The organism is Streptomyces sp. CB01249, from assembly GCF_001905735.1.
In the GTDB taxonomy this organism is placed as follows: Bacteria; Actinomycetota; Actinomycetes; order Streptomycetales; family Streptomycetaceae; genus Streptomyces.
The window spans coordinates 292,826-307,081 of record NZ_LISW01000001.1 but is presented as its reverse complement, the minus strand read 5'-3'; the positions used below and the strand labels follow the sequence as shown (position 1 = coordinate 307,081).

Genomic DNA, 14,256 nt, shown 5'->3' with positions numbered 1-14,256 from the left:
CCGGGTGGTCCGCTCACCGGCCCGGCGGCATCGGCCTCACGCTTTCCCAAGGAGCCCCGCTCTCATGTCCTTCACCCCCGCCCTCACCCGTCGACGCGCCGCGGCGGCTCTCGTCGTCGTGGGCCTGCTCACGCCCCTGACCGCGTGCGGCAGCGACGACGACACGAAGGACGCGTCCACCGGCTCCAGCGCCTCCGCGTCCGCCTCCGGCGCGCCCGCCGCCGACCTCACCGTCCTCGCCGCCGCCTCCCTCACCGATGTGTTCAAGGAGGCGGGCGCGGCGTACGAGAAGGAGCACCCGGGGACGAAGGTGACGTTCTCCTTCGCCGGGTCGCAGGAGCTGGCCGCGCAGGTCAAGCAGGGCGCCCCCGCCGACGCGCTGGTCACCGCGGACACGAAGACGATGGACGGCCTGAAGTCGGACACCGGCACGCCCACGGTCATCGCGAAGAACCGTCTCGTCATCGCCACCGGCAAGGGCAACCCGGAGAAGGTCGAGAACCTCAAGGACCTGGCCGACACCAAGCTGAAGGTGGTCCTGGCCGCGCCCGAGGTGCCGGTGGGCCGGTACAGCAAGCAGATCCTGGACGCCCAGAAGATCACCGTGAAGCCGGTCTCGCAGGAGCCCAACGTGCGCGCGGTGCTCAGCAAGGTCCAGCTGGGCGAGGCGGACGCCGGGCTCGTCTACAAGACGGACGTCTCCGCCGCCGCGGGCAAGGTCGACTCGGTCGACATCCCGGACGAGCAGAACGCCGTCGCCTCGTACCCGGCGGCGACGCTGAAGAGCAGCAAGCACAGCGCGGCGGCCGAGGCGTTCGTGAAGTGGCTCTCGACTCCCGAGGCGCAGAAGATCCTGGCCGACGCGGGCTTCCAGCAGCCGTAACGTAGGCGAGGGCCCGGCTCCGGCAAGGGGCCGGGCCCTCCGTTTCTCCATCACCAGGGAACCCGATGAACCGCCGCCCCCGCGCACCGATCGTGCTGGCCCTGCCCGCGCTCCTGGCCGTCGCGTTCCTGCTGCTGCCGCTGGCCGGCATCCTGGCCCGGACCTCGTGGGGCGAGCTGGGCACCCACCTCACCAGTGAGGGCACCACCCAGGCGCTGACGCTGTCGCTGATCGTCTCCGGCTGGGCGCTGGCGCTCTCGCTCGTCCTGGGGGTGCCGCTGGCCTGGCTGCTCGCCCGGGTCGACTTCCCCGGCAAGGTCTTCGTCCGCTCGCTGGTGCTGCTGCCGATGGTGCTGCCGCCCACGGTCGGCGGCGTCGCCCTGCTCCTCGGCTTCGGCCGCCGGGGGCTGCTGGGGCCGTGGCTGGAGGACTGGTTCGGGATCACGCTGCCGTTCCACACCTCGGGCGCGGTGCTCGCGGCGACCTTCGTCGCCATGCCGTTCCTGGTGATCAGCCTGGAGGGCGCGCTGGGCGGGCTGCGCCCCCGTTACGAGGAGACCGCGGCCTCCCTGGGAGCTTCGCCGGTACGGGTGTTCTTCACGGTCACCCTGCCGATGGTGGCGCCCGGTCTTGCCGCGGGCGCGGCGCTGACCTGGGCGCGGGCGCTCGGCGAGTTCGGGGCGACCATCACCTTCGCGGGCAACCTCCCCGGCACCACGCAGACCCTGCCGCTTCAGGTCTACCTGCTGCTCCAGGACAGCCCGGAGGCGGCGACCTCGGTGTCGCTGCTGCTGCTCGTCATCGCGATGGCGGTGCTGCTGGCGCTGCGGGGGCGGTGGACCGGGACGCCGCCGGAGCGCACGCGGCCGGAGGTGGCCGCGGACGACGAACCCGTGGCCGACGTGCCCGCCGTTCCCGCTCCGAAGGACGTACGGGAGAGCTGGCCGCTGCACGCCGAGGTCACCGGCTTCAACGAGCTGACCCTCGACGCGGAGGCCGGGACCACCATCGCCGTCGTCGGCCCCAACGGCGCGGGCAAGACGACCCTGCTGCGCGCCCTGCTCGGCCTCACCCCGCGCGCCCACGCCCGGCTCCTCCTGGGCGACACCGACGTGACCGCTCTGCCCGCCCACCGCCGGGGCGTCGCCTGGGTCCCGCAGGACGGCGCGCTGTTCCCGCACCTCAGCACCCTCGCCAACACCGCGTACGGGCTGCGCGCCCGGGGCGTACCGCGCGCCGAGGCCCGCCGCACCGCGCAGGAGTGGCTGGACCGGCTCGGGGTCGGGCATCTGGCCTCGCGCCGCCCCGCCCAGGTCTCCGGCGGCCAGGCGCAGCGCGTCGCGCTGGCCCGCGCGCTGGCCGCCCGTCCGCGCCTGCTGCTCCTCGACGAACCGCTCGCCGCGCTCGACCAGACGACCCGGTCCCAGGTCCGGCACACCCTGCGCCGCCACCTCGACGGGTTCGGCGGCGTCTGCCTCCTCGTCACGCACGACCCCGTGGAGGCTGTCGCGCTCGCCGACCGGGTCCTCGTCCTGGAGGACGGCCGCACGCTTCAGGACGCCCCGCCCGCCGACGTGACGCGGCATCCGCGCTCCCCCTGGGTCGCCCGGATGCTCGGCCGCAACGCCTGGCCCGGCACCGCCACCGCCGACGGCCTGGAGCCCTCGGGCGGCGGTCGCCTCGTCGCGGCCGACCCGCTGCCCGCCGGGACGCCCGCGCTCGCGGTCGTCGCGCCCGAGGCCGTCTCCGTGCACCGGGAGAAGCCGGCCGGGAGCCCGCGCAACGTGTGGCCGGGGACGGTGCGCGAGATCACGGCGGGCGGAAGCAGGCTGCGGGTGCTGGTGGGGTCGGATCAGGCGCCGGACCTGGTCGCCGAGATCACCCCGCAGGCGGCGGCCGAGCTGTCCCTCGCGGACGGGGCGCGGGTGTGGACGAGCGTCAAGGCCACCGAAGTGACGCTCGTAGCGCTCTGAACCTCAGTAGACGTCGCGCACGTACCGCTTGTCGGCGGCGAGCTGCTTCACGTACAGGGCGGCGGCCTCCGGGTCGAGCCCGCCGTGCGCGACGGCGATGTCCCGCAGCGCCCGGTCGACGTCCTTGGCCATCCGGGCCGCGTCGCCGCACACGTAGAAGTGGGCGCCGTCGCGCAGCCAGGTCCACAGCTTGGCGCCGTGCTCGCGCATCCGGTCCTGTACGTAGACCTTGGCGCGCTGGTCGCGGGAGAAGGCGGTGTCCAGGCGGGTGAGGGTGGAGTCGGCGAGGAAGGACGTCAGCTCCTCCTCGTAGAAGAAGTCGGTGGCCCGGTGCTGCTCCCCGAAGAACAGCCAGTTGGGGCCCGGGTCGCGGCGGGCGCGGCGCTCCTCCAGGAAGCCGATGAAGGGGGCGACCCCGGTCCCGGGGCCGACCATGACCATCGGTGCGTCGGGGCGGGCCGGTGGCCGGAAGTGCGGGGCGCGGCGGACGAAGACCGGGACGCGGGTGTCGGGGGCGGCGTCCGCGAGGAACGGCGAGCAGACCCCGGAGCGGGGGCGGCCCTGGGTGTTCTCGTAGCGGACGACGGAGACCGTCAGGGAGAGGCGGTCGGGGTCGGTGAGCGGACTGGACGATATCGAGTACAGGCGCGGTTGCAGGGGTTTGAGGAGGGCGGCCCACTCCTCGGGGGTGGCCTTGACCGGGTATTCGGCGAGGACGTCCACGGCCTGGCGGCCCCAGGACCAGCGGGCCAGCTCGCCCTTGTTGTCGGGCCGCAGCATCTTCTTCAGGTCCCGGTCGCCGGTGCGTTCGGTGACGAAGCCGAGGAGGGCGGGGGTGAGGCGGGTGATGTCCAGCCGGGTGAGGAGCGCGTCGCCGAGCCGCAGGCCGCCGAGGCCGGAGACCTCGATCTCGGCGTCGGCGTCGAGGCCGGTGACGGCGAGCCATTCGGCCACCAGGTCCGGGTGGTTGGCCGCGTGGACGCCGAGCGCGTCCCCGGCCGCGTAGTCGAGGGCGGTCCCGGTGCCGCTGGTGTCGAAGGTGAACCGGCGCACCTCCTTGCCGGAGCCGGGCAGCCCGAGCAGCCGGTTGCCGGCCAGCCTCGCGGTGACGGGCGCGGGCTTCGGGGTGCGGACCGGGGCGGGCGCGGGGGCGGACGGGGGCGCCGGGGCCGGTTCGGCGGGCGGGGCGGTGAGACCGGCGAGGACCTGGTCGAGCCAGCTCAGCGCGGAGGGTTCGTAGTCGGGTTCGCAGTCGGTACGGGGGGCGAGGCGGACGGCCCCGAGCTCGTCCAGTCGGCTGTCGAGCCGCCGCCCGTGCCCGCAGAAGTCGTCGTACGAGGAGTCGCCGAAGGCCAGGACGGCGAACCGCCTGCCGTCCAGGGGCGGGAGGTCGGCGGCCGTCAGGGCCTCCCAGAACCCGGAGCCGTTGTCGGGCGCGTCGCCGTCCCCGAAGGTGCTGGTGATCAGGAGGAGGTCGGCGGCGGGCGGCAGGGCGCGCGGGTCCGCCTCGTCCATGCCGAGGAGCCGGGCGCGGTGGCCCGTGGCGGTGAGCCGGTCGGCGGTGGCGACGGCGAACTCCTCGGCGTTGCCGGTCTGCGAGGCCCACAGCACGACGACCTCGCGGCCGGGGGCCTCGGCGGCGGGGACGGGCTCGGGGTCCTCGGCGGGCGGCCCGGTGCGCGAGTACATCCCGGCCAGGACGCCGTTGACCCAGCGCGCGTGCTCGGCGCTGAAGGGCGCGCCGGCCGGGAGGACGGGGACGCCGGGGGCGCCGAGGGGCAGCCCGGCGAGGAAGCCGACGAGGTACTGCCGCTCGTGCTCGGCGAGGACCGGGGGCGGGGTGGTCTCCAGGCCGAAGACGGCGGCGGTTTCGGGAACGGCCGGTACGGGAAGCGGCACGGGCGCCGCCGCCACCTTCGTCAGGGTCACCGCGCACACCTTGAACTCCGGCTGGTAGGAGACCGGGTCCACCGCGTCGCCGGTCACCGCGTTGACGCTGAGGTATTCGCCGAACAGGTCGTTCCAGTGGAAGGGCGCGAAGCAGCAGCCGGGCGCCACGCGGTCGGTGACCACGGCCGGCAGCACGGCGCGCCCGCGCCGGGACTCGACCTCCACCGAGTCGCCCTCGGCGAGCCCGAGGCGGGCCGCGTCCTCGGGGTGCACCTCCACGAACGGTCCGGGGTTGAGCCGGTTGAGCTTGGCGACCTTGCCGGTCTTGGTGAGGGTGTGCCACTGGTGCTGGACCCGGCCGGTGTTGAGCAGGAAGGGGTAGTCGTCGTCCGGCATCTCGGCCGCCGGGATGTGGGGGCGGCCGAAGAAGCGGGCGCGTCCGGTCGGGGTCGGGAAGACGGGTCCGCCGCCGTCCGGGGCGAGATAGCGGATGGGGTTGCGGTCGGGGCCTTCGGCGGTGGGCGCGGGCCACTGGACGGGGGCGGTGCGCAGCCGTTCGTACGTCACGCCGCGCAGGTCGTAGCCGGTGCGGGGGTTCGCGGCGCGCTTGATCTCCTCGAAGACCTCCTCGGCGCTGTCGTACGTGAAGGCGTCCTCGTAGCCCAGGGCGCAGGCGATACGGGCGATGATCCGCCAGTCCGCGAGGGCTTCGCCGGGCGGCTCGACGGCGGGGCGGGCGAGGGTGAGGTTGCGTTCGCTGTTGACGAGGACGCCTTCCGCCTCGCTCCACAGGGCGCCGGGCAGCACGACGTCGGCGTAGGCGTTGGTCTCGGTGTCGGCGAACACGTCCTGGGTGATGACGAGTTCGGCGACCTCCAGGGCTTCGATGACGGTGCGGCGGTTGGCAACGGAGGCGACGGGGTTGGTGCAGATGATCCAGCACGCCTTGATGTCACCGGCCGCCATCCGCTCGAACATCTCGACCGTTCCCCGGCCGCACTCGTCCTTGCGGAGGGTGCCGGGGGCCAGGCCCCACAGCTCTTCGGTGAAGGCGCGGTCCTCGTCGTCCAGGAGCGACCGCTGCCCGGGGAGCCCCGGGCCCATGTAGCCCATCTCGCGCCCGCCCATGGCGTTGGGCTGGCCGGTGAGCGAGAGGGGGCCGCTGCCGGGGCGGCAGATCGCGCCGGTCGCGAGGTGGAGGTTGATCAGCGCGTTGGTGTTCCAGGTGCCGTGCGTGGACTGGTTGAGCCCCATCGTCCAGCAGCTCGTCCACTCCCCCGCCTCGCCGATCCACCGGGCGGCCTCGCGGATGTCCTCCTCCGGGATGCCGGTGATCTCCGCGACGGCGTCGGGCGGGTAGTCGGCGAGGAACTCCGGCATCTCCTCCCAGCCCTCGGTGTGCGCGGCGATGAACGCGGGGTCGGTGTGCCCGTTCGCGTGGAGCAGGTGCAGGAGGCCGTTGAGGAGGGCCAGGTCGGTGCCCGGCCTGACGCGCAGGAAGAGGTCGGCCTTGTCGGCGGTGGCGGTGCGCCGGGGGTCCACGACGATCAGCTTGGCGCCCGCCTTGACGCGGTCCAGGAGGCGCAGGAAGAGGATCGGGTGGCAGTCGGCCATGTTGGAGCCGATGACGAGGAAGACGTCCGCGCGGTCCAGGTCGTCGTAGGAGCCGGGCGGCCCGTCGGCGCCGAGCGACATCTTGTAGCCGCTGCCCGCGCTCGCCATGCACAGCCGGGAGTTGGACTCGACCCGGTTGGTGCGGACGAACCCCTTGGCCAGCTTGTTCGCGAGGTACTGCGCCTCCAGGCTCAGCTGCCCGGACACGTAGAAGGCGACGGCGTCCGGTCCGTGCGTGTCGATGACCGCCCGCAGCCGCCGCGCGGTGGACGCGACCGCCTCGTCCACGCCCACCGGTACGGGCTCCGCGCCGCGCTCCGGCCGGACCAGCGCGGTGGTCAGCCGTCCCGGCGCGGCGAGCATGTCGGCGGTGGTCGCGCCCTTGGTGCAGAGCCGCCCCGCGTTGGCGGGGTGCGCCTTGTCGCCCGACGCCCTGCGCACCGTACGCCGCCCGTCGGGCCCGGCCGCGATGTCGAGGACCATGCCGCAGCCCACCCCGCAGTACGAGCAGACCGTACGGACCTGAGTGGCGTCGGCCGACGAGCTCTGTGGGGGCACCGGGAGACCTTCCGTGAATCGGATCGTGCCCCGACGGTAGGAAAGCGCCGTTACGCCGGTGTGGCACCGGCCGATCATGGGCGGTAACGCTCGTCGCACAGCGGGCGCGCCGCCGGTGTGAGAAAAGCCGCCCGTAGCCTCTCTCCATGCAGACCAACCTGATGATCCACGACGGCACCGCGGCGCCCGACTCCGACGTCCCGCGCACCGGTGGTGTGCCGCTGGCTCCGGCGGGCTTCAGCTGGCCCGTGTGCGGCTGCGGGGGGCCGTTGCGGTTCTTCGCGCACCTCCCCGTGGAGGACGGCGTCCTGTCGGTGTTCGTGTGCCAGAACGACCCCGGCGCGTGCGAGTTCTGGGCGGCCGGGTCCCGCGCCAACCGGGTCCATCTGTTCCCCCGGGAGGGGCTGCGGCCGGTCGCCGTGCCGGAGACCGGGGTGACGGTCCTGCCGGTGGTCTCGGCCATCCGCACCCAGGTCGTGACGGTCGACCCGGAGGACTGCGACGAGGACGCCGACCCCGACGCGTACGACCTCGGCCGGGCGGGGTGGCGGCGGGAACCCGGAGAACGGTTCGGGAAGCAACGGGAAGTGCTCGGCTCGCTCGGAGGCAGTCCCTCCTATCTGGAGGACGACCGGGTGCCCGCGTGTCCCTCCTGCTCGGTCGCGATGGAGTTCGCGGCCCATCTGGAGGAGGGGGCCGCCTGGGAGACCGCGATGAACCTCGGTGGTCAGCTGGGCTACGTCTTCGTCTGCCGCCCCTGCCGCGAGGGCGCGTTCCTCACGGACTGAGCGGCGGCAGGCGCCCGCCCGCTACGTCTCCTCGGTGAGCTGTTGGTCCAGGTCGTCGAAGAGCAGTTCCGTGTGGTCGACCTGGCCCGTGCGGTACGCGGAGCGTGCGACGAGGTGGGCGGCGACCGGGCCGGTCATCAGCTGGAAGAAGCCGATCAGAGCCAGCGTCGCCAGGTCCATGCCGCTGCGCAGCCGCAGGGCGACCCCGGCGAGCACGATGAGCATGCCGAGCGCCTGCGGCTTGGTCGCGGCGTGGCTGCGGGAGAGGACGTCCGGCAGCCGCAGCATGCCGACCACGCCGAGCAGGCAGATCGCGGCGCCGGTCAGCACCAGCGCCGCGCCCGCCGTGTCCAGGATCTGGAGCCAGACGCTCATGGCCTCTCCTCCCCGCCGTTCCGGGCCCGCTCCCCGTGCCGATGGCCCGGCGGCCGGTCGCGTACGGCGATGAAGCGCGCGATGCCGACCGAGCCGGTGAAGCCGAGGAAGGCCAGGACCAGCATGATCGGGAAGTAGAAGGGGTCGCGGGCGAACGCCGACTTGGCGCCGAGCCCGGCGATGATGAGTGCGGCGCAGACGTCGAGCGCGATGGCCCGGTCGAGCATCGAGGGGCCGCGCCAGATGCGCGCGAGCAGCAGCGCTCCGGCGACGAGGATGAGGACGACGGCCGCCACGAGCAGCGCCCGGTCCACGGTCTGGGTCGCGTTCATCGTCCGTCCTCCTGGTCTTCCGGCGGTCGGCCGGTGTGCGGTGTCCGCGGGGGCGGGGCGGCGACCCGCTCGATCTCGTCGCGGGTGCCGAAGGCGCGTACGGTCAGCTCCTCCAGGCGCCACACGGAGCGCCGGGCGGCTTCCAGTTCGGCGGGGTCGCCCGCGTCCAGGACGTGCAGGAAGACGGTGGCGGTGGCGCGGCGGACCTCCACCACGGAGCCGTCGGGCACGTTCGAGACGGTGACGGCGGTCGCGGTGAGCATCAGGTCGGAGCGGCAGCGCAGCGGTACGGCGATGACGGCCGCCCGGCGCGGCTGCCGGCCGTGAATCTGCCGGGTGACCTTCACGCCGGAGGTGTACATGTCGTACAGCAGATAGCCGGCCAGCCGCAGGATGCCCCAGGGGTGCAGCCGCAGCCCCAGGTCGACCTTGGGCAGCGGGAAGGCCAGGCAGACGACCACCGCGACCACGGCCCCGGTCAGCAGGTTCGCCCAGTTGAGGCTGGACCAGAGCAGCACCCAGATGACGGTGAGCCAGGCGATCAGCGGCAGGTCGAGCACCCGGCGGCCCCGGGCGCCGAACGCGGCGCTGAACGGCGGCAGTTCCCTGTTCCGGAAGGAGAAGGTGACGAGGCGTTTCACCGGCCCAGCACCTCCTGGGTGTACGGCGTGCGGGCGAGGAGTTCGGCGGCGGCGCGGTCGGTGTACGAGGTGAGCGGCCCGGCGAACACGGTGAAGGCGAGCCCGAGGCCGACCGCGGCGGCCGTCGCCCAGGTCATCGGGCGGGGCAGCACGCTGGTGGTGGTGACGGCGTGGCCGTGGAGCGTGGCGGCGACGGCGAGCCCGGCGGGCTGGTGGCGGACGCGGACGCCCTCGTCGCCGGTGCCCGGCATCCGGTCGGGGCCCTCGTCGGCATCGTCGTCGTCGCTGTCGTCGTCGGACTCCAGGACGGTGCCGGTGGCGGCCTGGCCCGGGGGCGCGGCCCGCCAGAAGGCGAGGTTCCAGACCTTGGCCATCACGTACAGCGTGAGCAGGCTGGTCACGGTCGCCCCGACGACAAGGATCCAGGCCCAGACCCCGCCGTCGGCGACACCGGCGCGCATGAGGCCCAGCTTGCCGATGAAGCCGGACAGCGGCGGGATGCCCGCGAGGTTCATCGCGGGCACGAAGAAGAGGACGGCGAGGGCGGGGGCGGCCCGGGCGATGCCGCCGATCCGGGTGAGCTCGGTGGTGCCGGTCCGGCGTTCGATGAGCCCGGCGACCAGGAACAGCGTGGTCTGGACGGTGATGTGGTGGACAACGTAGACGATCGCGCCGCCGTACGCCTCCCGGGTGGCGAGGCCGATGCCGAACACCATGTAGCCGATGTGGCTGATGAGGGTGAAGGAGAGCAGCCGCTTGAGGTCGGTCTGGGCGACGGCCCCCAGGATGCCGACGATCATCGAGGCGAGGGCCGCCGCCATCAGCAGGTCGCCGAGCCGGTTGCCGGGGAAGAGCAGGGTCTCGGTGCGCAGCATGCAGTAGACGCCGACCTTGGTCAGCAGTCCGGCAAAGACGGCGGTGACGGGGGCGGGCGCGGTCGGGTAGGAGTCGGGCAGCCAGGCGGCGAGCGGGAAGACGGCCGCCTTGATCGCGAAGACCGTGAGCAGCATGGCCTGGATGAGGGTCTGGACGCCCAGCGGGAGCGCGCCCAGGCGTTCGGCGAGCTGGGCGAAGTTGGCGGTGCCGGTCGCCGCGTACGTCATGGCGATGGCGGTCAGGAAGAGCATCGAGGAGAACAGCGAGATGATCACGTACGTGGAGCCCGCCCGGATGCGCGGACCGGTGCCGCCGAGCGTGAGCAGGACGAAGCTCGCGACGAGCATGATCTCGAAGCCGACGTAGAGGTTGACCAGGTCACCGGCGAGGAAGGTGCAGGAGACCCCGGCGACCAGGATCAGGTACGCGGGGTGGAAGACGGCGACGGGCGTCTCCTCGTCCCGGTCGGCCATGCCCTGGCCCAGGGAGTAGACGAGGACGCACAGGGTGACGGCGGAGGAGATGGTCAGCATCAGCCCGGAGAGCCGGTCGGCGACCAGGGTGATGCCGAGCGGCGGCGCGAAGTCCCCGAGGTGCACGGAGAGCGGCCCGTCCGTGTCGGCGGCGATCATCAGGGCGATCGAGAGGCCGAGTACGGCGGTGAGCACGGCGACGCTGATGAGGCGCTGCATCTGCTTGAGCCGGGTGCCGAAGGCGAGGCTCAGGCCGGTCGCGCAGAGCGGCAGCAGCACCGGCAGGGGGACGAGGGCGTTCATCCGGTGCCTCCTGGGTTGTCGGAGTCCTCGGGGTTCCTGGCGTAGTCCTCCGGGTCCGCGCCCAGGACGTCGTGCCACAGGTCGCCGGTGGCGTCGCGGCCCCGGGCCTGGAGGGCGCGGTCGGCGCGCAGCCGGGCCCGGAGGCGGCGGCGTTCGTCGCGGTAGGCGCGGCGGGCCCCGGCACTGCGGTCGCCGTCTTCGCGGAAGCGGGCGCGCAATTCGTCGCGCTCGTCCAGCACTTCGGCGCGCAGGACGATGCGGCGGTCCTCCAGGTCGTCGTGCACCTCGTCGGTGCCGGTGAGCTGGTGGCCGCGGTAGGCCATGGCGAGCAGGAACGCGGTGGTGGCGAGGGTGATGACGATGGCGGTGAGCGCGATGGCCTGGGGCAGCGGGTCGGTGACCCGGGCGAGGTCGACCCCGTACAGCAGCGGTTCGCGGCCGGCCGTGCCGGTGGCGGACAGGATGAACAGGTTGATGCCGTTGCCGGCGATGACCGCGCCCAGCAGGATGCGGGTGAGGGGCCGGGTCAGCATGAGGATGCCGCCGACGGCGCAGAGGACCGCCGCGGTGGCGAGGAGCGAGGCGCTGACGGTCACGGGGTGGCCTCCCCGGTCTCCGGTCCGGCCCGGCGGGCGGCGGCCTTCTCGGCGGCGGCGCGCTCGATCTGCCGGTCGATCTTGGCGCCGAGGGCCCGCACGATGTCGAGGACGACGCCGAGGACCAGCAGATAGACCCCGCAGTCGAAGACGACCGGGGTGCCGAACTCGAAGTCGCCGATGAGCGGCCAGTGGCCGTGGTACGTCCAGGCGTGCAGGACCGTTCCGTCGTAGAGGCCCAGCAGGGCGACGCCGGTCGAGATGAACAGGCCGAGCCCGGTGAAGAGTCCGGGTTGCAGGGGCGCGGCCTCGGCGAGTTCGAAGCGGCCGCCCGCGAGGTATCGGGTGATCATGGCGAGGCCCGCGACCAGGCCGCCGACGAAGCCGCCGCCCGGCATGTTCTCGGCGCAGAACAGCAGGTAGACCGAGAGCACCAGGATCGGATGGAACAGCAGCCGGGCCACCACCTCGAAGACCACGGACCGGTGCTCGGGTGCCAGCGTGGCGCCGGCCGCCAGCCAGCCGCGCTCGGGCGCCCCCTCGTCACCCTGCGGCACCCCGGTCAGCGGCTCGGCGGTCACCGACCAGGCGGTGTGTCCGCGTACTTCGGCGGGCGCGGCCGTCCCCTCGGCGCGGCGGTGCAGGTAGATGAGGCTGGTGACGCCGATCGCGGCGGCGGCGAGTACGGCGGACTCCCCCATGGTGTCCCAGGCGCGGAGGTCGACGAGGATCGTGGCGACGACGTCCTTGAGGCCGTGGTGCGCGGTCTCCTCGACCATGGCGGCGCCCGCCGGGGACGCGGTGCGCGCGGCGGCGGCGACCCAGACGACCACGCCGAGGGTGGCGGCGGCGGCCAGGGCGACCGGGATGCGCACGGCCCGCCGCCAGGGGCTGACGGACTCCTGGAAGTGCACCGGCATGCGCCGCAGGACCAGCACGAACACGATCATCGACACGGTTTCCACGCAGAACTGGGTGAGCGCCAGGTCCGGGCCGCCCTGGACGACGAACAGCAGGGCGGTCCCGTAACCGGTGAGTCCGGCCAGGACCACGGCCTTCATCCGGCGTCTGACGGTGAGGCAGAGGATGGCCGCCGCGCAGGTCAGGGCGGCGACGGCGCCCTGGAGCGGGACGTCCCAGAGGCGGGGCGCGGACGCGCCCTGCCAGGGCCGGTCCACGACGAACACGGAGAGCTGTCCGGCGAGCATCACCAGCAGGGTCGTGGCGAGGTACACGGAGAGGGAGCCGCGCTGGACGAAGCCGGTGGCCTGGAGGGAGAGCCGTTCCAGGCCCAGGAGCAGCTGGCCGAAGACGCCGTCGGCGGTGGGCCAGGCGATGCGCCGGGACAGCCGGGCGACCCGGTCGCGCGCGGCGAAGAGGACCGCGCCGCCGACGGTGGCGACGGCGGAGAGGAGGAGGGCGGTGCCCCAGCCGTGCCAGAGCGCGAGGTGGTACGGGTGGGCGGGGGCCGGGAACGCGTCGGCGTAGGCGCTGAGCAGCCGGTCGGTCCAGCCGACGCCGGGGCCGAGGACGAGCCCGCAGAGGGCGAGCGCGGCGGGCGCGGCGAGGAAGGCCGGGCCGACCCGGTGCACGGGGGTGTCGGCCACCCCGGGTTTGCGGAAGAAGCCGCCCCAGATGAACCGGGCGGTGTACGCGACGGTGAGCGCCGAGCCCGCGACCGTGATGCCGAGCGCCCAGCGGTCCGCCGTGTCGCCGTGCAGCAGCGCCTCGAACGCCGACTCCTTCGCGGCGAAGCCGAGCATCGGGGGCAGGGCGGCCATGGAGAGGGCGGCGAGCACGGCGACGGCGCACACGTGGGGCAGGGCGCGTCCGACGCCGGAGAGTTTGCGCAGGTCACGGGTGCCGGCGGCGTGGTCCACGATGCCGGTGACGAGGAAGAGCGGGGCCTTGAAGAGGGCGTGGCCGAGGATCATGACGGCGGCGGCCAGCGCGGCGTCACGGTTGCCGACGCCCGCGAGGAGGGTGAGGAAGCCGAGCTGGCTGACGGTCCCGTACGCCAGGACGATCTTGAGGTCGTTCAGCCTGAGGGCCCGCCAGCCGCCGAGGAGCATCGTCGCGGCGCCGAAGATGATCACGACGGGCCGCCAGCCGGGCACGTCGGCGAAGGCCGGGGCGAGCCGGGCGACCAGATAGACCCCGGCCTTGACCATCGCGGCGGCGTGCAGATAGGCGCTGACGGGGGTGGGCGCGGCCATGGCGTTGGGCAGCCAGAGGCTGAACGGCCAGACGGCCGACTTGGACAGGGCCCCGCACAGGATGAGCAGGACGGCGACCTCGACGGCGGTGGTCGCCGGGGGCGGGTCGGCGAGGATCTCGGAGATGCGGTAGGTCCCGGCCTCCTGACCGACGATCAGGAAACCGACCAGCATGGCGAGGCCGCCGAGCGTGGTGACGGTCAGCGCCTGGAGTGCGGAGCGTCTGCTGTGGCGCTGCTCGCTGTCGTATCCGATGAGCAGGTACGAGAAGACGGTGGTGAGCTCCCAGAAGACGTAGAGGGAGATCAGGTCGTCGCTGAGGACGAGGGCGAGCATCGCGCCGGCGAACGCGAGGAGGTTCCCGGCGAATCCGGCCAGCCGGGGGGTCGTGTCGCTGAAGTAGGAGGCGCAGTACAGCAGGACGAGCGTGCCGACGCCGGACGCGAGCAGCACCATGAGTTCGGCGAGCGCGTCGAGGCGCAGGTCCACGGAGACGCCGTAGTCGGGCATCCAGGCCCAGGACCAGTTCACCGAGGAGCCGGAGGCGGCCGTCTCCCACCGGGTGAACGCCCAGCAGGTGGTGGCGGCGGGCGGCAGCGCGAGGACGAGGAAGGCGCGCGCGCCCAGCCGTCGCACCAGCGGGCGCGCCAAGGCCGCGAGGACGAAGTGGGCGACGATGAGCGCGGTCATGCGGCGGGGCTGCGGGGCGCGGCGGCGGGCGGCGGGGTGTGCGGGGCT

General features: G+C 73.6%; 10 protein-coding genes. 3 read left to right on the top strand and 7 right to left on the bottom strand.

The window, feature by feature from the left end; all coding sequences use genetic code 11:
• Positions 1-64: 64 nt before the first annotated feature.
• Positions 65-883 (top strand): molybdate ABC transporter substrate-binding protein, encoded by an 819-nt coding sequence (modA, locus tag AMK18_RS01230; RefSeq protein WP_018105787.1) that lies wholly within the window; start codon positions 65-67, stop codon positions 881-883.
• A gap of 65 nt (positions 884-948) precedes the next feature.
• Positions 949-2,856: an ABC transporter permease gene (locus tag AMK18_RS01225; protein WP_073861308.1), complete on the top strand. Its 1,908-nt coding sequence runs from the start codon at positions 949-951 to the stop codon at positions 2,854-2,856.
• A gap of 3 nt (positions 2,857-2,859) precedes the next feature.
• Here AMK18_RS01225 and AMK18_RS01220 read toward each other — a convergent pair whose 3' ends face one another.
• The gene (locus tag AMK18_RS01220; protein ID WP_241836499.1) at positions 2,860-6,843 is read right to left on the bottom strand and encodes a bifunctional nitrate reductase/sulfite reductase flavoprotein subunit alpha; all 3,984 of its coding nucleotides are present in this window, start codon (positions 6,841-6,843) and stop codon (positions 2,860-2,862) included.
• A 221-nt stretch (positions 6,844-7,064) separates the two neighbouring features.
• On the opposite strand from AMK18_RS01220, the gene AMK18_RS01215 reads away from it, so the two are divergent.
• Entirely contained in the window at positions 7,065-7,706 is a 642-nt protein-coding gene (locus tag AMK18_RS01215; protein WP_073861306.1) for a hypothetical protein, read from the top strand.
• A 21-nt stretch (positions 7,707-7,727) separates the two neighbouring features.
• On the opposite strand, the gene mnhG is transcribed toward AMK18_RS01215, so the two are convergent.
• The 6 genes from mnhG to AMK18_RS01185 are packed head-to-tail and all read right to left on the bottom strand — an operon-like array spanning position 7,728 to position 14,208.
• Entirely contained in the window at positions 7,728-8,081 is a 354-nt protein-coding gene (gene mnhG, locus AMK18_RS01210; RefSeq protein ID WP_018105790.1) for a monovalent cation/H(+) antiporter subunit G, read from the bottom strand.
• Positions 8,078-8,413: a monovalent cation/H+ antiporter complex subunit F gene (locus AMK18_RS01205; protein ID WP_073861305.1), complete on the bottom strand. Its 336-nt coding sequence runs from the start codon at positions 8,411-8,413 to the stop codon at positions 8,078-8,080. The genes mnhG and AMK18_RS01205 overlap by 4 nt, the downstream gene beginning before the upstream one ends.
• Positions 8,410-9,054, bottom strand: a complete 645-nt coding sequence (locus tag AMK18_RS01200; protein ID WP_018105792.1) for a Na+/H+ antiporter subunit E — start codon at positions 9,052-9,054, stop codon at positions 8,410-8,412. Before AMK18_RS01200 ends, AMK18_RS01205 begins: the two co-directional genes overlap by 4 nt.
• The gene (locus tag AMK18_RS01195) at positions 9,051-10,706 is read right to left on the bottom strand and encodes a Na+/H+ antiporter subunit D (protein WP_073861304.1); all 1,656 of its coding nucleotides are present in this window, start codon (positions 10,704-10,706) and stop codon (positions 9,051-9,053) included. Before AMK18_RS01195 ends, AMK18_RS01200 begins: the two co-directional genes overlap by 4 nt.
• Complete coding sequence (locus AMK18_RS01190; RefSeq protein ID WP_073861303.1) at positions 10,703-11,302, bottom strand: Na(+)/H(+) antiporter subunit C; 600 nt, start codon at positions 11,300-11,302, stop codon at positions 10,703-10,705. The genes AMK18_RS01195 and AMK18_RS01190 overlap by 4 nt, the downstream gene beginning before the upstream one ends.
• Positions 11,299-14,208, bottom strand: a complete 2,910-nt coding sequence (locus AMK18_RS01185) for a Na+/H+ antiporter subunit A (protein ID WP_073861302.1) — start codon at positions 14,206-14,208, stop codon at positions 11,299-11,301. The genes AMK18_RS01190 and AMK18_RS01185 overlap by 4 nt, the downstream gene beginning before the upstream one ends.
• Positions 14,209-14,256: the final 48 nt, after the last annotated feature.

Excerpts from the sequence above, each read along its gene's own strand:
- AMK18_RS01225 (WP_073861308.1), top strand. The coding sequence starts at position 949 with ATGAACCGCCGCCCCCGCGCACCGATCGTGCTGGCCCTGCCCGCGCTC.
- AMK18_RS01185 (WP_073861302.1), bottom strand. The coding sequence starts at position 14,208 with ATGACCGCGCTCATCGTCGCCCACTTCGTCCTCGCGGCCTTGGCGCGC.
- AMK18_RS01195 (WP_073861304.1), bottom strand. The coding sequence starts at position 10,706 with ATGAACGCCCTCGTCCCCCTGCCGGTGCTGCTGCCGCTCTGCGCGACC.
- AMK18_RS01215 (WP_073861306.1), top strand. The coding sequence starts at position 7,065 with ATGCAGACCAACCTGATGATCCACGACGGCACCGCGGCGCCCGACTCC.
- mnhG (WP_018105790.1), bottom strand. The coding sequence starts at position 8,081 with ATGAGCGTCTGGCTCCAGATCCTGGACACGGCGGGCGCGGCGCTGGTG.
- AMK18_RS01220 (WP_241836499.1), bottom strand. The coding sequence starts at position 6,843 with ATGGTCCTCGACATCGCGGCCGGGCCCGACGGGCGGCGTACGGTGCGC.
- AMK18_RS01205 (WP_073861305.1), bottom strand. The coding sequence starts at position 8,413 with ATGAACGCGACCCAGACCGTGGACCGGGCGCTGCTCGTGGCGGCCGTC.
- modA (WP_018105787.1), top strand. The coding sequence starts at position 65 with ATGTCCTTCACCCCCGCCCTCACCCGTCGACGCGCCGCGGCGGCTCTC.